This is a genomic window from Telluria sp. RT2P19, from assembly GCF_059685725.1.
On the sequence record NZ_JCASIL010000009.1, the window covers coordinates 47,341 to 74,243 of the forward strand.

Genomic DNA, 26,903 nt, shown 5'->3' on the forward strand with positions numbered 1-26,903 from the left:
GCAGGTTCAGGTAGCGGACTTGTTCTCCGCCCAGCGCGCGGGTAGAGTCCATCGTACATGCTGAACCAATCACACATCAGATGAACGTCGCGCATCTTTCTGCAGGATCAGTTTCAGACCGCAACGACGACCACGTTGCCGTATTCGCCCAGGCCGGCACCACTGACATCATTGTGATCGATGGCGGCACCTCGGTGGCCGACCGGGACCATATCGATGCGGTCCAAGGCGACGTCGCCTGGTTCGTGCACGCATTCACACAGGCGCTGGAGCAGGAACTGCAGCCTGGGAGCAGCAAGCAGGATTGCGTGCACGCCGCGGTTGACCGTGTTCGCGCCAGACTCGTGCATTCGATAGACCAGTCCGGGATACCGCCATATGCATGGCCGATCGCCGCATTGACCTGGGTGCGCATCAGCAAGCCCAATGGCTTGCACCGGGCAGCGCTGTACAGCCTTGGCGACTGCAAGAGCCTGCTGCGCACGCCAGACGGCGGCTGCATCGACCTGGATCCATTCGTGAACCCCCAAGACGCAGTGCTCCAGTCCGAGATTACGACGCTGCGCGCGGCGGGCCTGACCGACCCGGATCAGCGGCGTGAGCGCATGCTGCCGATGCTGCGTGCCCGGCGCGAACTCCAGAACACCGAGCCGGCACCTGCGGTGTTGTGTCTTCGCCCGAACGGCGCGTTCCGGGCACGCGTACGGAGCATCGACCTGGATCCGGGAGCGAGCCTCCTGATCATGACGGATGGCTTTTATCGACTGGTCGATCCTTATGGCCGCTACACGGACGCGGGGCTCCTGGATGCTTGCCTCGAACGTGGACTGCCCGCGATGCTGGACGAGTTGCGCAACCACGAGTCCGTTGTCGGTAGCACTGCAGCGCGTGCGGTCAAAGCAGCGGATGACGCTTCGGCGGCGATCTGGACTGCATGGTGACTGCCGCGCGATGCGCGACAACGTGATGCCTTATGGAAGGTGGAGTGGTTGACCTAGTCGTCCGGCGAACTAAATTCGACCCGTTTCGTTCGCGCGTAACTACTTGATTCTATGTGATTCCTCTATTCTGATGTCTCAAGATTAGTTCGCCTTCCCGCGAACTAATCTTGAAACTTGACGAACGCGCGAACTAATTTTGAAACTCCGCGATGGCTCTAGCCTATTGGGCGTCGCCAACTAGCGCCGTTTCAACTGTGCGAGCCAGCTGGGAAGGTCTTCACGCTGCATTCTATCGAGATCACTCAGCGACCTTTCATAAGGTCCCTTTATATCTCGCAGACACCAGCATAGACTTCATCATAGCCATCTTGCGCGGCCTCAATGTCGCGATTCGTAGACTTCTCAACCAAAAACTCGATGGAACGATCTTAGACTCAAACGCCTAGTAGCGGGTCAGAGGGTCGAGTAGGCCGCCGAAAAATGTTATAGCACAAAAAGATTCTCTAAGTTAAGATTGCCTAATCGCTAACGTTGGGTTCAGGAGGTGTCATGTCTGTTCCACTGAGGTTTGCAAGTCCGGCTGACAATAGTCGTCCGCACGGAAGCCATCGCTATGATGTGTTCGGCCCCAAGATACAGCGGCAGTTGGCACTCTTCGGGCGTGACTCACTCGATGCATGGACTCTGCTTGAGGCCGATCCAGACGTCGTAGCCTATTGCGAGCGTCCGCTTAGCCTCCCCGACCTAAAGCGCAAGCGGGTAGTCGATTTCTGGGTCTGCCGGAAGGAACGCGAAGAGTTCATCTTTCTACTACGCCCCAGCGAACTGGCATCCAGGTTAGATCATCCTTCCTCAATCCCAGCATTCCGGGCCTGGGCTGCTAGTTCTAACGTCGAGCCTGCCTTCGTGAATCCTGATGACATCGCGCTGCAAAAATTGTTGTTGTCGAATTGGGAGTCTTTCCTTTGCGACCTCTCTGCTTTTGGAAGATATGTCCCAAAGACATTATCGGACCGGGTACTAAAAGCGCTTCCTTCCTTTAAAACCCTGACCGAACTCGAGCAACATTTCCCTGAGGAGGATCCCGTACTGTTACGTGTTGCGGTCGTGTCCTTACTTCACCAGGGGCGTGCAGGATGCAGCACCCTTGGAAGCGAGACGTTCTCGTCCCGTACTGTGATCGAGGCTAAATCATGAAAGAGCTAGTCTACGGGGCGTTAAAGTTTGACAGATTCTCGATACCTGAGCACTTGGCTGACCTCACGAGCTGGCCGGCCGTCGATCCGATGGCACTTTCAGAGGACTCGCGATCCTCCTTCAAGCAACTTTGCGAAGCACTCACAATTTTCCTGACAGACCCACACACCCCTGTCTCCATCATCCTGGAGACCACCGGAGTGACGAGGGCCTCACTGTATCGTGCGCTGGCACGTTGCTGGAAAAAGCACCCTGATGGGCGGATCTACGGGTTCCGAGGGGCCATTCCCTATAGTCGACTGAAGGCATACGAACGATCCGCGGAAATACGCGAGGCAATGTTGGGGCACGGCGGCTCATCGGGTGCATTCCAGCGCTTATTACGTAACTACCCTCGCATCGAAAAGCTTCTGAACAAGCATGCAGTGCAGCGTAACGAGAAAATCAAGTCTGCGCGCGAAGTGCGCAAGCCTCTCCGAGAGATCCACGCCCTGTTCCTCAAAGCGTGCCGTACAGAAGGGATCAAGCCAAATGAATACCCGTTCACCGAGAGTCGACTCGGCTTCCGCACGCTGCAAAAGTATTTCAAGACTATGGCAGAGAAGGAATACGGGACAGCAGTGACCAATGCTGGCGGTGCCAGGGCAGGTGCACCGGTAAGCGGCAAAGAACAGGCGCCCGCTGCGACACGCGCATTCGAAGTCGTCGAGTTTGACGGACACAAAATTGACTTACGGCTGACGGTAAAACTAAAGGACCCCTTCGGGTTCGAGCAGTGTCTGGAACTTCATCGCATCTGGATTCTTGTGCTTCTCGATGTCTATTCGAGAAGCGTCATCGGGTATTCGCTCGCCCTAGGAAAAGAATATAACAAGGACGATGTGGCAACCGCGTTGCAGTCCGCACTCAACCCATTTGTGCCACGGGCATATACGATTCCTGGGCTCCAAATAAAGTCCGGAGGGGGTTTTCCATCCTCAGCGGTTCCGGGGGCCGCGTACGCCTGCTGGAACTGGTTGCGTGTCGACGGCGCAAAGTCACATCTCGCCGTCGATACGCAAATCAGGTTGAACCAGATTATCGGGTGTTGGTCGGACAATGGACCGGCTGGCGAGCCAAACGAGCGACCGTTTATTGAGCGTTTTTTTCATCTTATCTCACTTCACTTTGCACATCGATTGCCTGGAAATCTCGGAAGTGATCCATCGTCAATAGAGAAGGCACTCAGCGATCCTGGATCTGATATCTCTCTGCTAGTGGAGTATCACGAACTGGAAGAACTGATCGAAGTTCTCCTCGGAAACTATAACGGCGAACCTCACGGCGGCATTGGTGGCCGCACTCCATTGGAAGCCATTGCATATTCAGTGAACCGACCTGGATATATACGAAAGCTTCCCTTATTCCTGCGATCAAGTCTTTGCCTTTTGCAGGAAGCCCGTGTCGTTACAGTGAAGGGGTCGCTTCGTAACGGTGTTCGTCCTCACATCAATTTCTCGAACGCTCGATATACCAATGAAGTGCTGGCCGGAAATGCTGGATTAATTGGAAAAAAATTGCGAATCTATTATGACGTTCGGGACATTAGAGTTGTGAAGGCGTTCTTTGAGGATGGGTCGGAACTCGGAATTTTAACGGCGGCACGGCCATGGTGCTTTACGCCGCATTCGCTTCGAGTACGACAAGAGATACATCGTCTGATAGCAGAGAAAAAGCTGCTCGTCCGAGAAGGTGAAAACCCGATCGAACTGTGGGAAAAGTACAAGTGGAGCCAAGTTCGAACAAACAAGAAGGCGGCAAATGACTTAGCGAAAGCACATGTGAACGTTTCGATGCTTCCGCCGGCAAATGTCCCGCGAGTGCCGGAGAACAGTTTAGCTAGCCGGACATCCGGTGCAAGCAACGATGAGCAAAAAGAAAACCCCGCTGAACCAAATTCTTCCGATCTGACTCCAGCACAACCACGGGTTCTTAAAATCCGTCGTACTGTTACATTCTAGGAGTTGCTTTGATAACCTATCTCCGTCCCGTCACCTTTGCTGAGCATCCGGTAACACAGCAGACCTACATTGTTCCGACGCCTTCGATCGATGCTCTAACTGAACGTGTCAAACGCCTGATTCGTTTACGAACTCCTGGTGCGATTATCTACGCGTATCCCCGTTTCGGCAAAACCTACAGTATTCGCTACGTCATTAATGTCCTCCAGGCAGACTTCCCCGAATCGGTTTTTATTAGTTTTGGATGTGAGTTTAAGAAAGCGCCATCGGAAGATGGCTTCTTCGCGAACCTTCTTGAAGCAGTAGGGCATAAGGGAGCGGCGCCAGGGTCGGTAACGAAGAAGCGTATACGACTGATTGAGCGAATATGTGAGCTTGTCGACAGATCGGGGCACAACTGGGTTGTTTTTTTCGGGGACGAGGCACAGAAGCTCGGGGTCACGGAATACGAATGGTTGCGCGATGTGCACGATAAGCTAGAACGGAGAGGGATCCGAATGATCACTTTTTTGGTGGGGCAGCCGCAATTGCTTCATCAGAAGACAGCATTGCGCCAAAGTAACCATACCCAGATCGTATTACGTTTCATGATTGTAGAGATGCGCTTCGATGGGCTTTGCAGCGCCGAGGACATAGCTACTTGTTTGGCAGCATACGACGAAGCTTATTTTCCTCAAGGATCCGATTGGTCCTACACAAGGTTCTTCTATCCGAATGCTTATGACAATGGCCTAAGGCTGCTTGATCAGGCAAACGTCGTATGGGAAGCCTTTTGCTCGGCGCATGCTAATGCAGGCTTCACTTTTGACATCGAGATTCCTATGCAGTACTTCGCCCATACTGTAGAGATCGCGTTGTCCGAGAATAAGCATCTTGACGCGGCTGATTTTCGATTCAGCCGGGATATCTGGAACAAGGCGATCCGAGATGCCATGTATGTAGAAGCGCAGGAAGAACTGCGCTTAGGGTTACCGGCGACGGATTTAGCCGCGAAGAAGCGTAATGAAGAGCGCACGAATAATTCTTGATACTGTTCGGCCACCTGTCGCTGGATGGACCTGGCGCGACGACTGGTACAGCGGAATTGACTCAAGCTTCGGCCTGCTTATGAAGTTTGCTATGCTCAACGCGCTGTCCGCTCGTGAGCTCGCAAAAATATTCGTAAGTGTAAATTGCCGGAGGAGGGCTGCGATATGTGGTCGACCCGATGTCGACCTCCGGAGCGCGGACGTGTTCGATCTTGACGAGATGAGCAATATTTTTCGAGTTGGTCAAACTCAAGTGCGCTCGGCATTTCTCCAAGAAATTCTGCCTGAGGGGAGGCTTAGATCAAGCGACAATCTACGTTGGTGTGAATTATGCCTCCAACGCGGGTTCCATCCAGCTATATTTCAAGTCTCGATGGCGGCTTATTGCCCTATTCATCGGACTGCTATTCGCTCTGCATGTCCTCAATGCAATTCTGAGATGCCTTATAGGTTGAGGTCCGATATATTCTCAAAACCCTTTGCATGCATCCATTGCGGAATGGACTGGGCTCCGAGGTTGCGCGCGCCGCGTGCGAACATGTTGATACCTCGGTTAAAAGAACACGGTTTCTTAACTCGGCTCCAGCGTTTTTTTCAGTTCGAGGATCGTGTGCTTACCTCGAAACTCGAAATCGGCAAGAAAACCCTCCAGCTCGCACAGGGGGAAATTTCATTCTCGCCACTCGAACGCTCCGGCTACATCTCAAGATACCTCGGATTCGTTTCACATGTACTTGAAGAATCCGGATACGGCAGAGGTAATCAGCAGCTGCATCTTAAAATGGAGCGCGTTGAACATTGTGAGCGAGGTGTATCTCGTACCATTCTATTTGAAGACGACGACCCTTCAGCAGATGATTCCGCGGACGTTGACCTCTCGGCTGCACGTACAGTTGCATCAAAGAGCGATGCCGAATTGGCGAGCTTAAAGACTGTGTATCGGGCCCTGCGCCGGCGGTTATGGCGGCGCGTGGTATGTTCCCATCGTCATTGTGTTTTCACCGCCGCGCAGCATCTCTGGTGGCGGGTAGAAGGAGAGATCACCAGCAGTTTCTGTCCAGTCGCCGAGGCTTTTATCCGATGGAGGATGATCTGGGAAGGCTGCGGCACTCCACGATATCTTTTTAGCGAAACCGATCTTGAAATGTACGGTATTGTCGGCTGGCTGTCAGCTCGGGCTTCTCCTTGCCCAGCGCACTGGTCGGCGGCGACACAAGTTTGGGTGCTCGCCCATATATTTTCTAGTGCTTGCATTGAAAGTTTCCGGGAACTGCTAGCGGTGGCTCAACAAAACTCAGAGCGAGGTAAAACATACTGGCTCCGCCAACGCACTGTTTCCCGTTACGACACATACTGGGCAGTCGGAGGGGCCGACTGTGCCGACCGCCCAACCTATGTATATGTGCGATCGCCGATGCCAGCATTTCACCCTCGAATTCCTGAAGCTACTCGGCGGGCTCATTTTAAAAACCACATGGCACGTCTCTCGACAATCTATCGATAGCTTCCTGCTGTCAGGTCCAGGAAAAGTGCCGCAACCACCTCCCACCTAACAGGACCCCGTTGTCGTGTGATACGTCAAGATATTGCTGTCAGCGCTGAGTACACTCGTCGTTCGGCTATTTCCTGCCTAAACACAGCATGGGTATCGACGACTCCGCCGAAGAATCCGACGCGCCAGCGTCCGTCGCCCAACTCATCGCGGAGGCTTGGCATACCAATTTTGCGCTCAATCTGGACAGGGAAGAATCAGCCTTTATTGCCGTAATTCATGCGTACTTGCTCGACGCCCGTGACCCGAGCGTGGATGACGAAACTCTCCGCTGCATCTTCGAGCCCGTGTATGAATTGGCCCAGCCAGGCACCGACAGCGAGACCCAACGCGCGATATGCGTGCCGTTTTGGAGCAGGTTCTTTCCTCAGCAGCAAAGGCTGACTCGGGACAGGAATGGGAGAGTCAGGTTGTCTGGCCGCTGCGGGACATAGTAGCCGAACTGATCCGCATGATCGACCAGCGACAGCGCGGCCTGGATGCAGCGCACAAGGTATTGCGAAAGGAAATCACCGAGCTTGTCGACAGTGAATGGGCCGACGCCATTGGCACCTGCGTGGGAATGATTCGCCGGGTTGACCGTACCTTGCGCGAATTGAACGAAGTCTTGAGTGAACATGTCGAGCACCTCGACCGTCAGCTGTTCGAGCTTTCCACAAACGTTGAACGACATCCCGACCTTCCGATACTGCTGGACCGCACCCGCACTCAGCTACTGCGCCTTCAACTCTGGGTTACCCGGCGCTACGAGGACTGGCACGGCTACTACCGCAATGTACAGGTGTTCATCCGTGATGTTGTCCAGACCGATCCGAACAACATGTTGCGCGGCCGGATGACGGAGCAGATCCGCAAGTTCCAGGATCGCCCATACCGACTCGTAGTCGTCGCTCCCGAGCCGCTTCTGCACCTGCGCGACGTCACCCGCTCTGCTGCATCAACACCACGGGCAGTACCGCAAGAGATTCTCACGAGCCAGAAGCTGGCCGAGTATGCGGTACCGCCCCCGGATGAAATCGATCTGGCTGTAGCGGCGCTGGTAGAACGCCTGAAAGAAGTAGGAGAGATAGACATTGTGGCTGCTGTCCGCGATGTCGCGCCGCATTTTTCCGGAAACGCGTACTACCAGCTGCTGATGCGAGCGACGCCGGTGCTGCTGGTTCAGGGCGCGACCTGAGGCTAAGGGCCAGTGTCGGCTTGCACATCGTGAGCGAGGAGAGATTCCTCGCTCCCGCTCGATGGCTTGCAAGCGCTGTTCGGAGAAGTGATGGTGCCGGAGCGGGCATTTGGGCGTAATTGGTTCGTTTCAGGCGTCATGCCCGAACTCATCTTGACCGTTGAAAACATCGGAGCGTTTGTCGATTTTTCGGCACCACCATGGCTGCTCTTGGTACATGCACAGGGTCGAAACACCGCGCTCGCAACGCGCTTCGTGGCACGTCTTCCAGCAGAAATTCCTTGGGTCCACTTCGGCGACCTGGACCCTGCCGGACTTGATATCGCGTTGTCGATCCGCAGTGCCGGACAAGGTCGGCGGCCCATAGCGTGGATACCTCATACGGCCACCGAGCTGCTTGAAACGCACCGCTTGCCGCTCGAGTCGCCATGGCCTGAGCGTGTTTGGCCACAAGCTGTCCAGGAGAACCGAGTGCTGAGGTGGCTTGCAACCCGCCATCGATGGCTTGAGCATGAGCCAGTAGTCTTACTTCCGGGCCTTGGAGAAGAACTGGAGAACCTCGCAATATGCTGCAGATCTGCTGGTCCAGCCAGTAGTTAGCCGTTCTGTTCAGGCAACCGGTGCGTGAACTCCACATGCGCCGCCACCGACTGCCCGGTTAGCATTTCAAACGACACATTTCCATCGCCCAGAACCTTGTCTAGAAGGATACTGGTCATCCACGATTCGGTTATGGGCGGTGGACGGTTCCACGGGCGTATCGTTTTGTTGTTGCTTAAGCGGTAGTCGAGGTAGCGCCGAATGTTTCCAGGAATCATATTGTAAACGTGCTGGCGGGCGTAACTCCTTTCTTGCGATAGCGCGGCAATGTCCTTTAGTACGTAGAAAATTACGTTCCACATCTGTCCAATGGAATAGTGGGGCAGGAAGTCACGTACCGCGGCCGCGACCTTTGCAGAATAGATGTCCGGTTGAAAAAAGCGATACCGCTCACACTGCTTGAGGAAGTACCGGCGGCATTCGCTTTCTGCGACCATGAACCACAGATGCTCAACGGCTTCCGGCTCCGGGTCGTCTAGACGCTTGAGCAGTAGGGAAAAGACCTCTTTCATGCTGCGCCCGGATGCATCAGGTGCCAGTACCCAAGCGACGCTGCCGAAGCAGAAGTCGATGTCTCCGTCCTCATCGGGAATTCTGAACGTCCGAGCATCGGACGCAGGATCAGGAAAAATGATCCCGTCTTCGTAGAGCACCTTGTAGACACGCTCTGAGAGGTCTAGCGTGGGACCTAGTTCCCCTGGCTGTGAGTCCAGTGGCGCGATCCGACTACCTTCCCATCCCGAATTGGCTGCGACCAGTGCGGAGTACAGGAAAAACGACTGTACATAGCTTAATCCCGAATAATCAATGGATGAGGCGTCCCCTCGGACACGCGACAGTGCCTGCGTTACGCGAGCCCTGTGTTGCACCAACGCGAGTTCAATAGCCCTCTTTTCTGCGGCGAGCGCTGCAGCTGAACAGGATCCACACCGGTTCACTCTCCTATAGTACGCGGAGCCAACCGGCCGCCCGCTCAGTGGCGCATACTGGCTTCTATTTCGTATCTCCATAGGAACACCGCATTCCACACAGGGAAAGTGACGCAAGTATGCGCGGCAGCTGGACTTCAGTATCTCAAGCAGTTTAGGTTTGCTGATTCCTGAATCGTGCAGTATTGAGTCGAATTTTTCGACCCATGCTCCCTCGTTGACAGCCCAGTACCTTAGGCAGAAGGCTTGATGGAGAGGGTCATCGGTAAGAAAGCAGAGAAAAGGAAAGCTGGTTGACATCGTTGAAGAATGAGGCAGGGAGGCGTGCAGCGCCCATTAGCCGGGAGCCTGGGTTAGGCAAAACCCGGATTCTGCGCCGCCAAAATGATGACTATAGTCCGAAGACGAAATGATACAGCAGGGACATGATTTCTCCTATGCAATCGGGAGAATTCTTTGGATCCAGGACTGGCGTTTGGTAAAGTTTTGCGGGTAGTGCGGAAGGAAGTCGGTATGACGCAGGAAGAACTGGGCCACGCTGCAGAGATAGACCGGACATTTGTCAGCCTAATCGAGCGCGGCGAGCGTCAGCCGACCGTTCGTGTACTCTTCAGGCTCGCAGCCGCCTTAAAGCTCGAGCCAGTGAGATTGATTCAACTCACTCAGGAACTGGTCGAACAAGACCCTGGCCCATAGTTCAGTAGCCCGACCAGCCGACGCTAGGCTCTGCCTTTATCGGATTGCCAGGATCACGACGAACCACGGGTCACCACCCAATCTTGTGCTTGCTCTCTGTCTCGGCATGGCGAGCGTCATCCGAAGAATGCAGGTAGGTATTCGTCGTGCTGATCGACTCGTGCCCGAGGTTATCGCGCACGTGCCGAAGATCGACATCGTTGTTGGCCATATGGGAACCCGCCGTATGTCGCAACCAGTGTGCTGACGCCTGCGTCATCCGGGCGGCAGCCGCCGCGTACTCGGGACCACGCTGACTTAGTCGATCGGCGGTTTGGGCAAATATCACCTTGAAAATTTCGTGAACACCGCCGCGTGTCATCGCGCGCAGTTTGCCCCCTATCGGCAACAGCAGCGGCGTGGACTCGCCGGGTACGGGATACGGAGAATGTCCCAGCTCACGTCTGTAGCGGCCCAGCTCTACCATCAGCTCGTCGGTTGCTGGCACGATGCGCAACTTGTCGCCCTTTCCGAGCACTTCCAGCCACCATCGTTCTTCGCCGTCGCGGTCGCGTCGGCGAAAAAATCCACCCATGTTGTTGCTGGTAATTTCAGAAATACGCAACCCACAGACATAGGAGAGCGAAACAAGCCAACGCAACCTCAAATAGCGTTCGCGTTCACGAGGTGTTTCCCGCGGCATCGTGTCGACCGTCATCTTTACCTCGTGCCACATTTCGTCATCGAGATATCGAGTAACCCTTGCTTGGGGCCGACGCCGACGCTCGCGCGAGAGCGCAAGTGGATTGCCGGCCAAGTAACCCGCGTTGACAAGCCAGGAGAACAGGGTGTTGAGGATAACCGCGGCCTGACGCTGGCTTGATGCCGACAGCGGCCCGGCGAACGGTCGCCAACTGGCGTGGCTCCGCGGATACTTGCGACCCTCGGCGCTAATCCACCGGTTGGCTGGCTTGGGATCACGCAGGAATCCTTGATAAACGAGCCAATCCTCGTGGGTCAGCGATGAAAGCGGCTTACCGAGTTGCAACGTGGACCACAGTAGCAACCGTTCAGCCTCCTTGCGATAGTTATCGAACGTGGTCTGCTTATCCAGAAAGCGCGCCAGCCAGGCCTTGACCGCATCGATATCGTTGTCGGCACGGATCTGGCGCGCGCCCCCATGTGCCCGATTGCTTCCGTTTGAACCATCGATATGTGCTGGTACCACAATCGATTCAAGGGGCGCAATGGAATATGAGGTGGCAAGGACGCTGTTCGAATCAGGCATGAGGAGGGAGGGTTAAAGGATTGTCCGTCGATTATAGGAAACCAGGGCAAATTAAACGAGTGAATCACGCCAGGATGGGCCTGAACATTGCGAACGTACAGGATCTGATCGCGACCGCGACCGCAGGGCGCGAAGCCGGCGCCCTGTTCGAAGGAGATCGGCGGTTCGACATTGTCGTGCGGCTGCGCTAGGCAATACGCAGCATATCGATGCCAAGCGCCCCTGCCTACCCCATTGCCTGCGGTCGGCCCAGACGCACCTCACCACTTCATTACCCTGAGTGAGATCGCTTCATTCGATACGGCGCCCGGTCCAGACCAGATGAGCCGTGAGCAGGGCAAGCGCAGGGCTTCGTCACGGCCAATGTGCGCGGCCGCGACATCGGGCCCTTTGTCTAGGAAGCGGAGCAACGCATCCAGGCGGCGGTCAAGGTCGCAGCCGGTCACTGGACGACGTGCGGTGGGCAGTCGAAAACTTGCAAATAGCGGCGAAGCGGCTGCAGATCGTTATCCCGGTTTCGCTGCTGCTGGTGTTCGCACTGCTGTTCGTCATGTTTAATAACGTCAAGGACGGCCTGCTGGTGTCTACCTGATACTGTTTGCCTTGACGGGCGGGATTTTTGCCCTATGGATGCGTGACATCCCCATGTCGATCGCGGCCGCAGTTGGCTTCGTTGCCCATGTCGGCGTGGCCGTGCTGAACAGGCTTCAGCTACCGCCTCGCACGACTGCTGTGATACGCGGACCACTCCTACCAATTGCTTGCTATGCGAGATGCATTCGATTTAACGAATCATCGGCATCGGTTCACGCTTGCGTTACAAAAAGTTGCTTGTTTGTAAATTTTCATTATGTATAGTTATCACGACTGCACGATGACACGGCTTCAGCGGCAGTGGAGAACGACAACAACATACTAGGGAAGCAAGCATGGCGACAGCGAAAAAAGCGGCAAACGTTGAACAAGAAACAGCACCACGAGCACGCATACACAAATTGACCATTTCGAACTTCCGGGGCATCGGACAGATTCCTGTAACGATCGAACTGGACGAAATCGTCGTCCTGGTAGGGCCAAACAACGCAGGGAAAAGTTCTATCCTTAGGGCCTACGAGGTAGTAATGCAAAGTGGGAACCAAGGACATCTGGAGCTCGACGATTTTCCAAATGGCGTCCTGCCTGATGCGGACTCTGAAGTGGTCCCCACCATTGAGCTGGAAACGGTTCTGTACGCGGAAAGCAAGCCGCCTGCTGCGCATTGGATCGACGAAAAGCCATCCGGCGAGCGCCACGTGCGAGAACGCTGGACGTGGAAGAAACCTGGTGCGCCGAAAAAGGTAGGTTTTGATGTCGAGAAAGATCGTTGGGATGACGAACATGGGCCATGGGGAGCCGCAGGTGTTGCACAAGTCAATCGGCCAGAACCCCATCGGATCGAAGCCTTCGATAATCCGGCAACACAGGCTGCGGCAATCGTCAGTCTGCTCGAGGAGGCCATCAAGCAAAAGGTGAAGGAGGTCACCGGCTCAAAGAGCGAAGAGGGGCAAGAAAAGAGCTCTTATGAAAAGCTCCTGGATTCCGTGAAGACCTTACGGAAGGAGGTGGCCGAGGATGCTGCAAATGCAATTGACGACGTCAGGAAGAGCCTGAATGAATCGCTGGCTGAGGTATTCCCTGGCTATGCGATCGCTCTCGACGCCAAGGCGGAGGATGACGTCGAAAAAACGATTTCCTTGTTCAAGATTGCGCCATCTCTTCGAATGGGCCCAAATGATGGCTACCAGTCGTCGCTTGAACGGCAGGGAAGTGGCGCACGCCGAACGCTGCTCTGGACCGCACTGCGCATTCTAGCTGAGCACAAAAGGTTGCCCGCCAAGAAGGACGGTGCCGCGTCCGAACGGCCGCACCTGCTCTTGCTGGACGAGCCAGAAATGTGCCTGCATCCGAACGCCATTCGTGATGCTTGCAATGTGTTGTACTCCCTGCCAACCACGAAGAAGTGGCAGGTGATGGTTACCACTCATTCGCCAGTCTTCATCGATCTTTCTCGTGACAACACATCAATTGTGCGAGTAGAGCGCGGGACGGGAGGCAACGTAACCGGAACAACGATCTATCGTCCAACCAAGGCAAAGTTGAGTGCCGACGAAAAGGAAGAACTCAAGTTGCTCAACATGTACGATCCCCATGTTGCCGAGTTCTTTTTTGGTGGGCGTACGGTCGTCGTCGAAGGCGATACCGAGCATTCCGCATTCAGGGAGATCATTCAGGCCGATAAGGAACGATTCAAGGACGTGCACGTTGTACGGGCTCGCGGCAAGTACACGATCATCGCGCTGTGCAAGATCCTGAATCAGTTCGGCAATCCTTATGCCGTACTTCACGATGCCGATACCCCGACAATCACTACCAAAAAAGGGACGGCAAAAAATCCGGCCTGGGCTGCAAACCAGCAGATCAAGGACATTGCGGCCGAAGCTCCAAACGGCGCCGTGGTCGTCGCGTCGCTTCCCAACTTCGAAGTTGCCATGTTCGGCAAGCCGGCAAAGGGCGAAAAGCCCTACGCAGCCTGGGAGAAGGTCAGGAAGAATGAGCAGGGCAGGGCAAAAGTAGCCCAATTACTGTCTTGCTTGGTGGAGGGGAAGGGCGAGACTCCGGCTGGAACCCTCACGTGGGGAACGCAGGATGAGCTTGAGAGTGCCGTCTCAGTATATTTGAAAACAGTGGACCTCGTGGAGGCAGCGGAAGCTGTCGAGGCTGTTGTCGCTGCAGCCGCCACTGAAGAGACCGCGAACCCTGCAGCCTAGTCGAACAATAGATCGTAGAGAGCGACAAAAGCGGGACCGTGGCACGCTGCCGGGTAAAGGATAAGCGTGCTACGGCAACTCATCAGCATATGGTGCCAGGCGAAACTTTGGAAGCCAAAGCTGGTTTCGCCTCACGTTGAACTGGTACAGGTTGATTTCCCTGCGACCAATGGCTGAGTCCGTTATTGCAGCCCGCGACGCGTTGTAATCGATTGATCCAGCCACAGTTGCCGGCGAGCTGTCTTTTGGAACCTCCACGCAGAAAAAATTGAGCGAGATCCCCTTATTGTCTCTGCGACAAGCTATCGTGGTTAATGTGCGCTTAATCGGCATCCACCATTCTGTGCCACAGAACGACTGGAGAAGATGATGATAAAGCGTCTAACCATCCTGCAGATTAACGATCTGCATGGCTATATCGAGCCACATCCTGAACTCGTCCGGAGTGCGCAGGGTGACCAGTTCCAAACACTCGGCGGACTCGCACGTATCGCTACGGCGGTGAAACAGATCCGTACCGGTTCGCAGGATGGAGTACTGCTTCTCGACAACGGCGACACCTTCCACGGAACCTACCTCGCGGTGCAGTCACAAGGCGAAGCGCTTGTTCCCCTCATGAACTCCCTTGAGCCGGATGCGATGACGGTGCACTGGGAGTTCGCCTACGGTCCGGACCAGGTACAACGGCTGGCAACTAGGCTTAGCTACCCGATTCTTGCCATCAATTGTTATCGGGACGATGGCGAACTATTTTTTCGACCGTACCGGATTTGCGAAAGAAACGGCTTACGCATCGCGGTGATCGGCATCGCTTGTCATATCGTCGACAAGACGATGCCGCCCGCGTTCAGCAAGGGCTTGCGCTTCAGCCTTGGCCGTGAGGAGCTTCCAGAATGGATTCGTCATGTGCGTGAGCATGAGCGTGCTGATCTGGTGGTTGTACTCTCGCATCTCGGTTTTCCGCAGGACGTGAAACTTGCCTCCGAAGTAGACGGCATCGATGTCCTGGTCAGCGGTCATACCCACAACTGGATGGAAGCGCCCATCATCGAGAATGGCGCCATCATTTTCCAGTCCGGGTGCCATGGCGTGTTCATCGGCCGGCTCGATCTGGACATCGATGATGGTGACATCGTGCGACACCATCACCAACTGATCGCGATCGACGAAAAGTTCGCTCCTGACACGGACATGCAGGAGCAGGTTGATACCGCGATGGCTCCGTATCGGACCATGCTCTCGGAGATCGTTGGACATACAAATGTAGCGCTGACTCGTTATCAGTCACTGCAGAGTTCGATGGACGATCTGCTGCTCGACGCTATCGCACTGGCTGCCGGCACCGAAATCGCGTTCTCGAATGGCTGGCGCTATGGCGCGCCAATACCACCAGGCCCGATTACCATGAATGATCTATGGAATATTATTCCTACGAATCCAGCAGTCGAGACGGTGGAATTGACAGGCGAGGAAATCCGCGTCATGTTGGAAGAGAACCTCGAGCGCACGTTTTCGTCCGACCCGTACCAACAGATGGGCGGATATGTGAAGCGCTGCCGCGGCGTCCGGCTGTATGTGAAGATCGAGAACCCGGTCGGGAGCCGCGTCGATCGCCTGTTCGTACTTGGTGCACCCGTCGATCCCGACCGCCGCTACAAGGCGGTATTCGTGACCGACCAGGGCGTCCCCATGAAATTCGGATGCAAGCGCACAGTGCTCGACACGCGCGCCATTGACGCGCTTCAGCGCTACCTGGCGCTCTCGACAGCCGGCAGTCGCAGCAATGCTTCGGTAACCGCAGTATAGCGGTTCAGGTTGACGTGCGCGATGCTTCTCATGCGAAGCATACAATAGATGAGGGGCTCGCTCCATGAACGCCGTACATGGCACGGACGTCTCATCTCATTAGACTCTGGAGGGAAAATGAACAAGAATGGTCATTCGCAGGGACGTCGCACGATCGCGATGCTGGCGCTCGGGCTGGTCTTTTTCGCCAATGGCGGGAGCGTGCTCGCTGCCGATACGCTGTTCGTCTACGGTCCCGGTGGACCGGCGCCGGCAATGAAGGAAGCCGCCGCGGCCTTCCAGCGCCAGCATGGCGTGCAAGTCGAAGTGACTGCCGGGCCCACGCCGAGCTGGATCGACAAGGCCAGGCAGAACGCCGACGTCATCTACAGCGGTTCAGAGACCATGATGACCGACTTCGTGGTGGCGATGGAGGGCCGTATCGACGAGAAGACGATCATGCCCCTGTACCTTCGTCCGATGTCGATCCTGGTAAGGCCCGGGAATCCGAAGCGCATTGCCGGTTTCCAGGATTTGCTCAAGCCGGGCATGAAGATCCTGGTCGTCAACGGCGCCGGCCAGAACGGCGCCTGGGAGGACGTCGCCGGCCGCAAAGGCGATATCGGCACGGTACGCCAGTTGCGGAGCAATATCGTCAGCTACGCACCGAACAGCGCGGCGGCCCGCACAATCTGGACGGAAAAGACCGACATCGACGTCTGGCTGATCTGGAATATCTGGCAGGTAGCAAACCCGAAGCTGGCCGACACGGTGCCGATCGAGCCGGACTATGCGATCTACCGTGACACCGGCGTCGCCTTGTCGCAGCAAGGCGTGAAAAAGCCGCTGGCCAGGCAATTCGTCGACTTCCTGCAATCGAAGGAGGGCGCACGGATCTTTGCCAAGTGGGGATGGAAAACTTGATTGTTATCCGGCGCGACAAGGACGGCGCGGCCACTGCCGCGTCCTGTGTCCGAGTATCGCACCAGGCATAATTATCGCGAGCTCAGCTTGCGAGGCGTACATGACGCCGGTCGATGCAGATCGCTGGAGTACGCGCGTCTGCTCAACACGACGCCTCTCTGGACACCAGCCCCGCAGCAGGGAGTGCCCCGAGAAAAGGAAAATCCCAAAAGGCCTATGGGTTTGCTTACAAGATACGCAGCGTACATTAGTCATCAGCGATCATAGGCAAATGAAACCCGCGTCGGCGTCCACGACTTGACCAGGAAAACGACTGATTTTGCAACGGGGAACGGTACATGCCATTCCCATAAACTGGTCTAAGATTGGTTGTAAAGGCCTCATTCGGCCCTGTTAGTATTCGCAATCAGACCTATCCCGGACTGGCGACAGAGCTGTTCAGACTTCAACCATGAAATGGAGGCTCCGATGTTTCCTGCAACAACTGAAAAAGCCGAACGTAATACGTCAGCGGTGGCCATGCAGCGGTTCGACCAGCAGTTACGAGAAAATATCGCGCGACTCAAGGGGGCGGACAAGCAGGCGATAGAGCAGCGCTTGAACGAACTCGACCGTGAATGGAATGTCGAGAGGGCGATCGAGGTCGAGGCGCCGAGCATGATTCTGCTCGGCCTAGCACTGGGCAGCCTGAGCAATCGTAAATGGTTCGCGGTGTCTGCGATGGCGGCGAGCATGGTCATTCTGCACAACCTGCAGGGCTGGTACCCGCTATTGCCCGTCTTTCGTGCCGCAGGACTGCGTACCGCCGAGGAGATCGAACAGGAACGCATGGCATTGAAGGCATTGCTAGGCGAAAAATCCACGCTGGCAACCACAGTTCATTAAGGAGCCCATCATGTTCGCAGCCACCGCGACGCAAGTATCTGGCCACACCTCCGCGCATCTGAATGAGCACATTCGGCACGCAACGGAGGAACGGATCGCCGAATACGAAGGCAACGACAGGAAGGCCCTGATCACCCGTCGCCTTAAGGAACTCGAGCACGAGTGGGATGTCGAGCGTACCCTTCAGACCAATTTTGCTACCCTCTCGCTCATCGGTCTCGCGCTCGCACTCAAGAGCGACAAGCGCTGGCTGGTACTGGCAGCCGGTGTTCCTGCCTTCATGGTGCAGCACGCGCTGCAAGGCTGGTGTCCGCCGCTTCCCTTACTGCGCCGCCTGGGTGTGCGCACGGCGAGGGAAATCGCCGAGGAGCGCTTTGCACTGAAGTCGCTGCGTGGCGACTTCGATGAGGTCGAGCGCTCGCAGGATCCGGACGCGATCGTCCACGCGGTTCGCGCCTAGCTCTTGCCGTAGCTGTTAGCAAAAAGGAGAAACGATGATTTTTCGTCAGTTGTTCGAGCCGCTGTCGAGCACCTACACTTATCTTCTCGGCTGCGAAGAGACCGGTCAGGCAATACTGATCGATCCGGTCATCGTGAGCATGGAGCGCGACCTCGCCGAGATCGCGAAATTGGGGATGAAGCTTGCGTATACGGTCGATACGCACATCCACGCCGACCACATCACCGCTGCACTCGAACTGAAGCGGCGTGCCGGCAGCAGCATCGCCGCCCCTGCGTATGACCGCCTTCCTTGCACCGATGTCGGCATCGAGGAAGGGGTACCGTTCCAGGTCGGGAGCGTGCTGCTGCAACCGTTGCATACGCCAGGTCATACCGATGGCCACTTCGCCTACCTGTTGGGCGACCGCGTGTTTACCGGCGACGCGCTGTTGATCGACGGCTGTGGCCGAACCGATTTCCAGAACGGCAGCGCCGATGCCCTATACGACAGCGTGGCCAACAAACTGTTCGCCTTGCCGCCCGATACGCTGGTGTACCCGGCGCACGACTACCAGGACCGCAGGGTGTCGACCATCGAGCAGGAGCGCAAGCGCAATCCACGGCTGAAGCAGGGCACCGACCTGGCGCGCTTCAGGGAGATTATGGGAGGGCTAAACCTACCGTATCCGAAGTTTATCGACCATGCCGTCCCTGGGAACCGGCACTGCGGGGTATGTCCGGACGATTTGCCCGAGCACTTAGGAGAATATTGTCGGGAAATGACGGAGAGCCCCCAAGGGTGAGATGAAGTGCTGCCGGAGGCCCGAACTGAAGTTTACACCACCATTTTATTGTCGTAAAGAAAGGTAAAACATGAAAGCCAATGTCGGAAGATTCGACGCACGTCTGCGTGTTGTCGTCGGCGCCACCGCCGTGGGACTTGCCGCTACGGGCCTCGTCGGCCGGTGGGGGTGGCTCGGAGCCGTGCCGGTGCTGTCGGGCTTGATTCGCTTTTGCCCCACGTACGCAATACTTGGAGTTGACTCTTGCAATCTGTCGCTAGGCGCAATGAAGCCTATGCGCAGCGGCGGCGACGAGCGGGCGGAATAGTACGCCGCACCGCTTGCCGACTGACATGGGACAAAGTCACGCTTGAGCTGGAAACTCCAATAAGCGAGCAACTGTATTATGCCGTCCGGGCTTGGTAATGGTGCGTCGCCCTCGATAGCTACGGAGTTCCCACGGTTATTTTATGTATCTGTTTCGCTCCAAACGAGATCTTGCTATGGAAAATAACCCGCTTGCAGCCTATCAAAATATTAAGAAATCCATGGTCGCCACAACCTTGATCGGTATAGGCTTGATGGCGGCGGTGGATGAGATCATATTTCACCAGATCCTCAGCTGGCATCATTTTTATGATCGGGCAACACCTGCAATTGGCTTGGTCTCCGATGGTTTGCTTCATTCCACTGAATTGATTTTCTTGGTCTCGGGTTCTTTCATGTTATCGAACTTGCGGTCCCAGCATGTTTTTTCTTCGCGTGCAGGGTGGGCAGGGTTGTTCTTGGGCTTGGGCACATTTCAGCTTTTCGATGGATTGATTGATCACAAAGTTCTTCGGTTGCATCAGATTCGATATGGCGTCGATAACTTGTTGACCTATGACGTTGTATGGAATGCTGCTGGGGTGGTACTGCTGCTAGTCGGCCTTGTGATGGCAATGTGCGTACGTTCGTCTGCCGCTGCTCGGTGAAGTAAATGCACGCATACCGTACGGTCGAGCACGCGACGTTGCGCGTCCACGATCATGCAAGCGGCCCGGAATCTTATGGGGTAATTTTCTTACTGGGGGCTCTGTTACTACTTTATTTCGCAGCTGTTATCAAAACAAGAACGTCGGCCTCCACATGGACCATGTGGCGCACAATCAGCTTTTCAGTCGGGATTATTCTCCTTGGAATTGCGCTGTCGCCCCCCGTTATTTCTTATGCCCATTCAGACCTCCGCGGGCACATGGTCCAGCATTTGCTGTTGGGCATGTTCGCACCACTGGCGCTCGTGCTCGGCGCCCCCGGGACCCTTCTGCTGCGATCGATACGCACGGAGGTAGCCAGGCGATTGGTCGCCCTGCTCGATACGAGGCCGGTACGGTTTCTCATTCATCCTGTCACCGCGCTAGTGTTGGACATGGGAGGCATGTGCCTACTCTACCTGAGCCCTCTTTATGTGATAAGCACGACCAATCCGACGATCCACTTTTTGGTTCACCTCCATTTCGTATTGTCTGGTTACCTCTATACCTGGTCTATCGCCGGACCCGACCCTGCGCCCCATCGACCTAGCCTTGTTCTGCGCCTCGGGGTGCTTTTCATTGGCACTGCTGTTCACGCAACGCTGTCAAAGTCATTGTACGCGTATGGCTTTCCGCGAGGAACTGGGCGCGACATAGCAGAAATAGAAGCGTCGGCAAAACTGATGTACTACGGGGGCGATCTTGCCGAAATCCTGCTTGCGATCGCATTCTTTGCGATTTGGTTTCGCAAGGAGCGCGGCCGCTTGGCATCGCCCCTGGCAAAAAACGCTTAATTTGTAGCGCGGGTATATTTCCCGTGCAGTAGCGCTATGCCCACCTTATCGTTCATTCGGCTCCACCCTGGGACAATTTGTCCGCTTGCGGATGGGGTGTTAATTGCGTAATCTTTGTTGACAGCTGAGCAATGAGCTCGGCACTTGCCTTTTTCCGCCGCTGCGAATGCCGTTGTGCTTAGTTTTTCGATGTCACTCGAGCCGATATCATTGCAGTGTGCCAAAGCACAGCGGAGTGTCGTCTTCAGCTACTGAGGCTTGTCGGGCGGCGAGAGAAGGCGCGCCAAATTGATGAAAGATCACCATGTTTGAGCTTCCAACTGCTTTGTTGCTGGCACGTGTGCAATTTGCGTTCACAGTCAGTTTCCATTTCCTTTTTCCGGCAATAACGATTGGACTTGCGAGCTACCTGGCCGTGCTCGAAGGACTATGGCTAAAAACGGGCAGATCGGAGTACATGGACCTGTTTAAGTACTGGGTCAAGATCTTCGCACTCGTCTTTGCCATGGGAGTCGTGTCCGGCATCGTGATGTCTTACCAGTTCGGCACCAACTGGGCTGTTTTCTCCGATCGAGCGGGCCCGGTGATCGGCCCATTGATGGCCTATGAAGTGTTGACTGCTTTCTTTCTCGAAGCGGGTTTCCTTGGGGTGATGTTGTTCGGTATGCATCGTGTCGGCAAGAAGCTGCACTTCCTTGCCACTCTCATGGTTGCCTTGGGTACCTTCTTCTCAGCTTTCTGGATCCTGTCGGTCAACAGCTGGATGCAGACCCCGGCCGGGTTCGCAATCAACGCCGCCGGCCAGTTCATTCCCGACGGGAGCTGGTTGGATATCATTTTCAATCCCAGTTTTCCATACCGGCTCGTCCATACGGTATCCGCCGCTTACCTGACCACGGCGTTCATTGTCGGCAGTATCGGCGCATTTCATCTATTGAAAAACAGCGGCAACCCACGGGCCCGGATCATGTTTTCGATGGCGATGTGGATGGCGGCGATTGTTGCGCCGCTGCAAATTTTCATTGGCGACATGCATGGCTTGAATACGCTCGAGCATCAGCCTGTCAAGGTGATGGCGATGGAAGGTCATTTCCAGAGTCACAAGGACGGCGCGCCTTTGATCCTTTTTGGCATTCCAAATTCAGCGTTGAACCGGGTCGATTACGCCATCCAAATTCCCAAGGCCTCGTCCTTGATCCTGAAACACGATCTGAATGCGCCGTTGGCGGGCCTCGATACGGTTCCCCTCGAGAACCGCCCACCTGTCGGCATCGTGTTCTGGTCATTCCGCATCATGGTGGGGCTTGGCTTTTTAATGGCCGGTCTCGGGCTATTGAGTTTATATGCCCGCTATCGGGGCAGATTGTACGTATCACGTCCGCTACTGAGATTTGCCGTAGCGATGGGGCCGTCCGGTCTGATTGCAGTACTGGCAGGCTGGGTGACAACCGAGGTTGGGCGCCAGCCCTGGACGGTATATGGCCTGATGCGCACTGCCGAGTCGGCGTCGCCGCTTGCGGCTCCCGCCGTAGCGGCCTCGCTGGCCGCCTTTGTGGTCATTTATTTTCTGGTGTTTGGGGCTGGCGTGCTCTACATATTCAAGCTCTTGTCCAAGCCGCCTGTCTCCCATGAGCCGGAGCTGCCGGACTTGCCGGTTCGAACGGCCGGCATCACGCCGGCGCCAGCCATTGCGCATACTTCCACCCACATCCCGAGCTGAGTGTTCCATGTATCTTGATATGACAATCGTGTGGGCATTCATCATTGCTTTTTCGGTCTTCGTGTACGTGGTGATGGACGGGTTCGACCTGGGCATCGGCATTCTTTTTCCGTGCTTTCGAGTTGGCGTCGATCGCGACACGGCAATGAACAGTATTGCGCCTGTGTGGGACGGAAATGAAACCTGGCTCGTGCTTGGCGGGGGCGGGCTGCTTGCCGCCTTCCCTTTGGCCTACGGGGTGATTCTTTCGGGCTTGTATGCCCCCATCATTGCCATGCTACTTGCGCTGGTGTTCCGGGGCGTGGCATTTGAAGCAAGATGGCGAGATCCCGCCCACCGTCCGGCATGGGATCTTGCATTCACAGGAGGATCATTTGTTGCGGCCTTTTCGCAGGGAATCATCCTGGGCGCGCTGCTGCAGGGGATGAAACTCAGCGGACGCGCATACGGCGGCGGCTGGTGGGACTGGCTTACGCCCTTTTCGATACTGACGGGGATAAGCGTTGTCGTGGCCTATGCCTTGCTCGGTTCGACGTGGCTGATCTTCAAGACGGAAGGAAGCCTGAAGCAGCGCGCCACCCGTCTTTCCTGGAAAACAGGCGCCGGCACCCTGGCAGCCGTCGTGCTCGTGAGTGCCGCAACGCCATTCCTGCAAGGTGCGTATTTCGAACGCTGGTTCGCCTATCCGAACGTCCTGCTGGTCGCACAGGTGCCCTTGCTGGTCGCGCTTGCCAGCTATGCCTTCTATCGCAGTATGAAGTCCGGCCGGGAACTGGCGCCTTTCCTGCTGGCCCTGTTTGTCTTCTTTCTTTGCTTCCTAGGCCTTGGAATCAGCATATTTCCTTATATCGTACCCGGCGCCCTGACGATCTGGGATGCAGCGACCGACCCGAACAGCCAGGCTTTCATGCTGGTCGGCACAGTCATCATCATGCCGATGATCCTTGCCTACACGGCGTGGGCATATTGGGTTTTCCGCGGAAAAGTCGACAGCCAGGGATACCACTGATGAAATGGCCGAGGAGCGGGCGAAAGGATCAGGAAGTAAGGCCGGCGCCACTTGCCGTCCGTTTGCTCTGGATGGTGGGGATATGGGCCGCGAGCGTCGGTGTACTCGCGGTTCTCGCCTTGCTGATCCGTTTTGTGCTGAAGAGTGCATAGTGCGCATGAGCCTGACGGACTTCTGCCAGGCTTCTTCGGGTGCGCCATTCGTCAGCTGAGCAGGGTATGCTGAGCCGGTCGATCGGAATCATTGGAAAGCCACTGGGAATGGAAGAATCCTCAGCTCCCCCCGCAGGGCAGGCTGTTTTGTCAGCACGGCACATCATGTGGCGTCCATCGCTGGCAAGACTGACAAAACAGCGTTTTCTGTTCCTGCTTTCCTGTACGGTGCTGATGCCCGCCTGGGGCCACACTCGCCTGCTGGGCAGTGTTCCACAGCCGGGGGCGCTTGTCGATCTACCGCCAGCAGCGATCGTACTCGTGTTCTCCGCTCCGCCCGAACCGCGTTTCAACCGGATCGAGCTGCGCCGCGGGGGGCAGTGGCAAGCCCTGGTGACCGAACAGGATGGCTCGCGCCTGCGTGCCGCGTTACCTGCGCTCGATCCCGGACCCTACAGGGTACGATGGCGGGTACTGTCTCGCGATGGGCACTCCCAAGATGGGAAACTGGACTTTACAGTTCGCTGAGGCGCTCGGCACCCATCCCCATATGCTGGATGGGGGGCTGGGTCGGGCGCTGGCTTACTTCGGCCTCGCCCTGTGTTTTGGCATCCGGGTGTGGCCGGACCTGGTCCGGGATGTCGACCTGAAATCATTGGTGGGCTTGCGCGTGTCGGCAGCCGCTTGCGGGCTCGTGGGGATGCTGATCGCGCTCAACGCGACCGCGGTCGAGCTGGCGGCGCCGTTCCGACCACAGGGACAGGACCTGGGAATCGCGACGCTGGCCGAGCTCCACACAGTGCTCCTCGGCACCACCTTCGGCAATGCGTGGCTGGGTTACGCCGCATGCCTCGTGCTGGGGACGGTCTTCGGGAATTACCGCCCGGTCGCATGGGCGGCGGTTCTCGGGATGGGCCTTGCGCTGGCGCTCGCAGGCCACGCTGGCGAATATGGCTGGTCGGGGCCCGCGCTGTGGATCGACCTGCTGCACCTGACTTTTGCGCTGATGTGGCTTGGTGCACTCGCGCTGCTGGTGGCGGGCCGGCTGGGGAAGACATGGGCGCCGGAGCGGGACGCCCTGTTGCGCTTTTCCCGTATCGCCCTGCCCATGTTCGGCGCCATCCTGTTGACCGGGCTGGTGCGCTTGTATGTGCAATACGAGGAGCAGGGCGCCTATCTCGGCGGCGCCTACCTCCTGATGCTGGGCTTGAAGCTTGGCGCGGTGCTCGGTGTTGTCGTGGCGGCGGCCGGGCTGCGGCGGCAGCTGCGCGACAGTGGCGACCGGTCGTGGGAACGGCGCTACGACAATGGACTCAGTTCCGAGGTATTCTTTGCGGCACTGGTCGTTTTTGCGACATCGCTGCTTACTCAGCTCCCACCGACTTAGCCGAGTCCTGGTCGATGCGGACGCTTTCGCCATGGTGCGCCTCGAGGGTGCGGCCGATCAGTTCCGCTTCCCTTTGCGGTTGCAGGTGGACCAGCATCAGCATCGCGTCCGCGCGTTCGAGCGCTCGCCTCATCTGGGGCTTCACGTCTGTCTTGCGCAGGTGCCCATACAGCCCGCCGAGCGCGGCGCCGACGATGACGCCGATATCCGGCCCCAGGAACTGCACGATGGCCATCCACCCCGAGGTGTTCAGGCCGGGGAACAGGATGAGTCCCAGCGTGAACGCGGCGGACAGCAACAGGCCGGCCAGCGCGCCGCGCCCGGCCCAGGAAAACCATCCGTCGCGGTAGGGCTGGGCCTGGCCGGAGAAAAATTGTTTTGCTGCGTCTTCCGAGACCGCCACGTCCATCAGGTCGCGCGGAACTCCGAGGCGGAGGCAGGCCCACATGGCATCGTGCGCTTGCCGCTCGTCGCAGAAGAATGCCGATACGGTGAACGATGCCTGTTCTTCGGCAGCACGGCTGGGCGGTGCTGGTTTCATTGCGGCGCTCCTGTACTCGGGTGCGGCTGTGCGCCTGAGGGGGGCGCGGAGGCGAGCGTCTGCCGGCGCACCCCAGCGACGAATGCCGCGTTCACCGGGGGCGCCTTGTTCTTGCCGAGCTCGTTGCGGATGAAGTTGATCACCGCAGCAATTTCTCCATCGCTCAGTTTGTCCGCCCAGCCGGGCATGATGCCGTCGTAATCCTGGCCCTCCACCGTCAGGGGACCGCGCAGGCCATGCAATACCATCCAGGTAGGGACGGTGGGGTCGCCCAGCACATAGGAAGAATTGGCCAGGGGAGGGAAGGCTCCGGGAATCCCGGAGCCGGACGCCTGGTGGCAGTTCGCGCATCGTTCAGCGTAGATCGCCGCGCCAGATATTGTCTGCTGTGCTGAGCGGGGATCCTTGCGCATCGTATCGAACGCTTCGGTAAAGCCGAGATGCGGCGCCGGACCCAGGCTGCCGTAGTGCCGGCTGAAATACACGCCGCCGGTGATCAAGGCAAACACGAGCAAGGCATAGAACCAGCGCGGACCAGGATCGACACCCTCGTCCGGGTCGGCTGACTCGCGCATGATAGCCTCGTGGATGTCCAGGGTGGACGCTTCCCCTTCGATCGCCGGCGCCTCGCGCGGCTTGTCCTCATTGGTCATCGCCATCCTCCCGACTACCGGATGCGTCGTGGGCAGGCGCCGGATAATCGTGCTTCAGTGCGAGCAGATAAGCGACCAGCGCCTTGGCGTCGGGGGTGGCGACGATGACGCCTGAGGCCGGCGCGAACTGGGGCGGCAGGGCCAGCACCTGATCGCCCGGCACTGCCGACTCCTTGTGTTGAAACAGGAAAGGATGGGAGGGCATGATCGACCAGGGCACCACGGCGCGCGGCTGGTACAGGTGAAGCAGCTGCCACTGCGGATCAGGCAGGCGGATTCCGACATTGAACAGGTCGGGACCGGTCCGCATCGTTCCCATCAAATGGGGGCTGTCGTACACATAGTCTGCCGGCACCGAGGAGCGGGTGCCCCAGCCGCGCGCAACATCGACCGTGAAGTGGCGGTCGCGCAACTGCTGGCTATGGCAGTACACGCAGCCGTTCGCAATGTAAACTTCGCGCCCGCGCAGCTCCTGGGAAGTGTAGGGCCGCAGCCCGGCGGGGCGCGGCACCTCGGCCATCAGGGTGGTCGGCAGGATGATCAAGATGATCAGGGCAAAGATCACAGCCGCCAGTGCGCCCAGCAGCAGTACTGAAATACGGGTCATCTGGCGCGTCCCCCGT

At 56.9% G+C, this 26,903-nt stretch carries 26 protein-coding genes and 1 pseudogene; 22 read left to right on the plus strand and 5 right to left on the minus strand.

Annotated features, from left to right (window positions below; genetic code table 11):
• Positions 1 to 80: 80 nt before the first annotated feature.
• The 7 genes from AC56KW_RS12860 (at position 81) to AC56KW_RS12890 (ending at position 8,495) form a co-directional block, all read left to right on the plus strand.
• Positions 81 to 941, plus strand: a complete 861-nt coding sequence (locus tag AC56KW_RS12860; RefSeq protein ID WP_497171128.1) for a protein phosphatase 2C domain-containing protein — start codon at positions 81 to 83, stop codon at positions 939 to 941.
• Between the two features lie 549 nt (positions 942 to 1,490).
• Positions 1,491 to 2,138, plus strand: coding sequence for a hypothetical protein (locus AC56KW_RS12865; RefSeq protein WP_497171129.1), 648 nt, complete (start codon positions 1,491 to 1,493; stop codon positions 2,136 to 2,138).
• Entirely contained in the window at positions 2,135 to 4,138 is a 2,004-nt protein-coding gene (locus tag AC56KW_RS12870; RefSeq protein ID WP_497171130.1) for a Mu transposase C-terminal domain-containing protein, read from the plus strand. Before AC56KW_RS12865 ends, AC56KW_RS12870 begins: the two co-directional genes overlap by 4 nt.
• A gap of 8 nt (positions 4,139 to 4,146) precedes the next feature.
• Positions 4,147 to 5,166 (plus strand): AAA family ATPase, encoded by a 1,020-nt coding sequence (locus AC56KW_RS12875; protein WP_497171131.1) that lies wholly within the window; start codon positions 4,147 to 4,149, stop codon positions 5,164 to 5,166.
• A 538-nt stretch (positions 5,167 to 5,704) separates the two neighbouring features.
• The gene (locus tag AC56KW_RS12880) at positions 5,705 to 6,670 is read left to right on the plus strand and encodes a hypothetical protein (protein ID WP_497171132.1); all 966 of its coding nucleotides are present in this window, start codon (positions 5,705 to 5,707) and stop codon (positions 6,668 to 6,670) included.
• A gap of 385 nt (positions 6,671 to 7,055) precedes the next feature.
• Positions 7,056 to 7,895, plus strand: coding sequence for a hypothetical protein (locus AC56KW_RS12885; protein ID WP_497171133.1), 840 nt, complete (start codon positions 7,056 to 7,058; stop codon positions 7,893 to 7,895).
• 138 nt (positions 7,896 to 8,033) lie between these two features.
• Positions 8,034 to 8,495, plus strand: coding sequence for a Wadjet anti-phage system protein JetD domain-containing protein (locus AC56KW_RS12890; RefSeq protein ID WP_497171213.1), 462 nt, complete (start codon positions 8,034 to 8,036; stop codon positions 8,493 to 8,495).
• Here the strand turns inward: AC56KW_RS12890 and AC56KW_RS12895 are convergent.
• Entirely contained in the window at positions 8,492 to 9,148 is a 657-nt protein-coding gene (locus AC56KW_RS12895; RefSeq protein ID WP_497171134.1) for a hypothetical protein, read from the minus strand. The two genes, AC56KW_RS12890 and AC56KW_RS12895, sit on opposite strands and share 4 nt — an antisense overlap.
• Positions 9,149 to 9,880: 732 nt before the next feature.
• On the opposite strand from AC56KW_RS12895, the gene AC56KW_RS12900 reads away from it, so the two are divergent.
• Positions 9,881 to 10,120, plus strand: coding sequence for a helix-turn-helix domain-containing protein (locus AC56KW_RS12900; RefSeq protein ID WP_497171135.1), 240 nt, complete (start codon positions 9,881 to 9,883; stop codon positions 10,118 to 10,120).
• Between the two features lie 70 nt (positions 10,121 to 10,190).
• Here AC56KW_RS12900 and AC56KW_RS12905 read toward each other — a convergent pair whose 3' ends face one another.
• Positions 10,191 to 11,387 (minus strand): tyrosine-type recombinase/integrase, encoded by a 1,197-nt coding sequence (locus AC56KW_RS12905; protein ID WP_497171136.1) that lies wholly within the window; start codon positions 11,385 to 11,387, stop codon positions 10,191 to 10,193.
• Between the two features lie 47 nt (positions 11,388 to 11,434).
• On the opposite strand from AC56KW_RS12905, the pseudogene AC56KW_RS12910 reads away from it, so the two are divergent.
• The 14 genes and pseudogenes from AC56KW_RS12910 to AC56KW_RS12975 all read left to right on the plus strand — a co-directional run.
• Positions 11,435 to 12,095, plus strand: a pseudogene (locus tag AC56KW_RS12910) (efflux RND transporter permease subunit); the annotation flags it as partial.
• 221 nt (positions 12,096 to 12,316) lie between these two features.
• Positions 12,317 to 14,194 carry an ATP-dependent nuclease gene (locus AC56KW_RS12915; protein WP_497171137.1) on the plus strand — a complete coding sequence of 626 codons (1,878 nt, stop codon included), beginning with the start codon at positions 12,317 to 12,319 and terminating at the stop codon, positions 14,192 to 14,194.
• Between the two features lie 366 nt (positions 14,195 to 14,560).
• A complete protein-coding gene (locus tag AC56KW_RS12920; protein WP_497171138.1) occupies positions 14,561 to 16,000 on the plus strand; it encodes a bifunctional metallophosphatase/5'-nucleotidase in 1,440 nt (479 codons plus the stop codon).
• A gap of 117 nt (positions 16,001 to 16,117) precedes the next feature.
• Positions 16,118 to 16,903 (plus strand): extracellular solute-binding protein, encoded by a 786-nt coding sequence (locus AC56KW_RS12925; protein WP_497171139.1) that lies wholly within the window; start codon positions 16,118 to 16,120, stop codon positions 16,901 to 16,903.
• Between the two features lie 468 nt (positions 16,904 to 17,371).
• The gene (locus tag AC56KW_RS12930; protein ID WP_497171140.1) at positions 17,372 to 17,788 is read left to right on the plus strand and encodes a hypothetical protein; all 417 of its coding nucleotides are present in this window, start codon (positions 17,372 to 17,374) and stop codon (positions 17,786 to 17,788) included.
• A 10-nt stretch (positions 17,789 to 17,798) separates the two neighbouring features.
• Entirely contained in the window at positions 17,799 to 18,248 is a 450-nt protein-coding gene (locus AC56KW_RS12935) for a hypothetical protein (protein WP_497171141.1), read from the plus strand.
• Positions 18,249 to 18,282: 34 nt separating this feature from the next.
• Complete coding sequence (locus AC56KW_RS12940; protein WP_497171142.1) at positions 18,283 to 19,032, plus strand: MBL fold metallo-hydrolase; 750 nt, start codon at positions 18,283 to 18,285, stop codon at positions 19,030 to 19,032.
• Positions 19,033 to 19,102: 70 nt separating this feature from the next.
• Positions 19,103 to 19,339, plus strand: coding sequence for a YgaP family membrane protein (locus tag AC56KW_RS12945; RefSeq protein WP_497171143.1), 237 nt, complete (start codon positions 19,103 to 19,105; stop codon positions 19,337 to 19,339).
• A gap of 175 nt (positions 19,340 to 19,514) precedes the next feature.
• On the plus strand, positions 19,515 to 19,985 hold the full coding sequence (locus AC56KW_RS12950) for a DUF2243 domain-containing protein (RefSeq protein WP_497171144.1): 471 nt from the start codon (positions 19,515 to 19,517) through the stop codon (positions 19,983 to 19,985).
• A 5-nt stretch (positions 19,986 to 19,990) separates the two neighbouring features.
• Positions 19,991 to 20,818: a cytochrome c oxidase assembly protein gene (locus tag AC56KW_RS12955; RefSeq protein WP_497171145.1), complete on the plus strand. Its 828-nt coding sequence runs from the start codon at positions 19,991 to 19,993 to the stop codon at positions 20,816 to 20,818.
• Between the two features lie 304 nt (positions 20,819 to 21,122).
• Positions 21,123 to 22,538: a cytochrome ubiquinol oxidase subunit I gene (locus tag AC56KW_RS12960; RefSeq protein WP_497171146.1), complete on the plus strand. Its 1,416-nt coding sequence runs from the start codon at positions 21,123 to 21,125 to the stop codon at positions 22,536 to 22,538.
• A 7-nt stretch (positions 22,539 to 22,545) separates the two neighbouring features.
• Entirely contained in the window at positions 22,546 to 23,547 is a 1,002-nt protein-coding gene (gene cydB, locus AC56KW_RS12965; protein WP_497171147.1) for a cytochrome d ubiquinol oxidase subunit II, read from the plus strand.
• A 386-nt stretch (positions 23,548 to 23,933) separates the two neighbouring features.
• On the plus strand, positions 23,934 to 24,227 hold the full coding sequence (locus AC56KW_RS12970; protein WP_497171214.1) for a copper resistance CopC family protein: 294 nt from the start codon (positions 23,934 to 23,936) through the stop codon (positions 24,225 to 24,227).
• Positions 24,184 to 25,086, plus strand: coding sequence for a CopD family protein (locus AC56KW_RS12975; RefSeq protein ID WP_497171148.1), 903 nt, complete (start codon positions 24,184 to 24,186; stop codon positions 25,084 to 25,086). Before AC56KW_RS12970 ends, AC56KW_RS12975 begins: the two co-directional genes overlap by 44 nt.
• On the opposite strand, the gene AC56KW_RS12980 is transcribed toward AC56KW_RS12975, so the two are convergent.
• Genes AC56KW_RS12980 through AC56KW_RS12990 form a run of 3 tightly spaced genes read right to left on the minus strand, consistent with a single transcriptional unit; the run spans position 25,064 to position 26,887 of the window.
• The gene (locus AC56KW_RS12980; protein ID WP_497171149.1) at positions 25,064 to 25,627 is read right to left on the minus strand and encodes a hypothetical protein; all 564 of its coding nucleotides are present in this window, start codon (positions 25,625 to 25,627) and stop codon (positions 25,064 to 25,066) included. The two genes, AC56KW_RS12975 and AC56KW_RS12980, sit on opposite strands and share 23 nt — an antisense overlap.
• Complete coding sequence (locus AC56KW_RS12985; protein WP_497171150.1) at positions 25,624 to 26,280, minus strand: c-type cytochrome; 657 nt, start codon at positions 26,278 to 26,280, stop codon at positions 25,624 to 25,626. The genes AC56KW_RS12980 and AC56KW_RS12985 overlap by 4 nt, the downstream gene beginning before the upstream one ends.
• Positions 26,270 to 26,887 carry a cbb3-type cytochrome c oxidase subunit II gene (locus tag AC56KW_RS12990; protein ID WP_497171151.1) on the minus strand — a complete coding sequence of 206 codons (618 nt, stop codon included), beginning with the start codon at positions 26,885 to 26,887 and terminating at the stop codon, positions 26,270 to 26,272. The genes AC56KW_RS12985 and AC56KW_RS12990 overlap by 11 nt, the downstream gene beginning before the upstream one ends.
• Between the last annotated feature and the right edge of the window lie 16 nt (positions 26,888 to 26,903).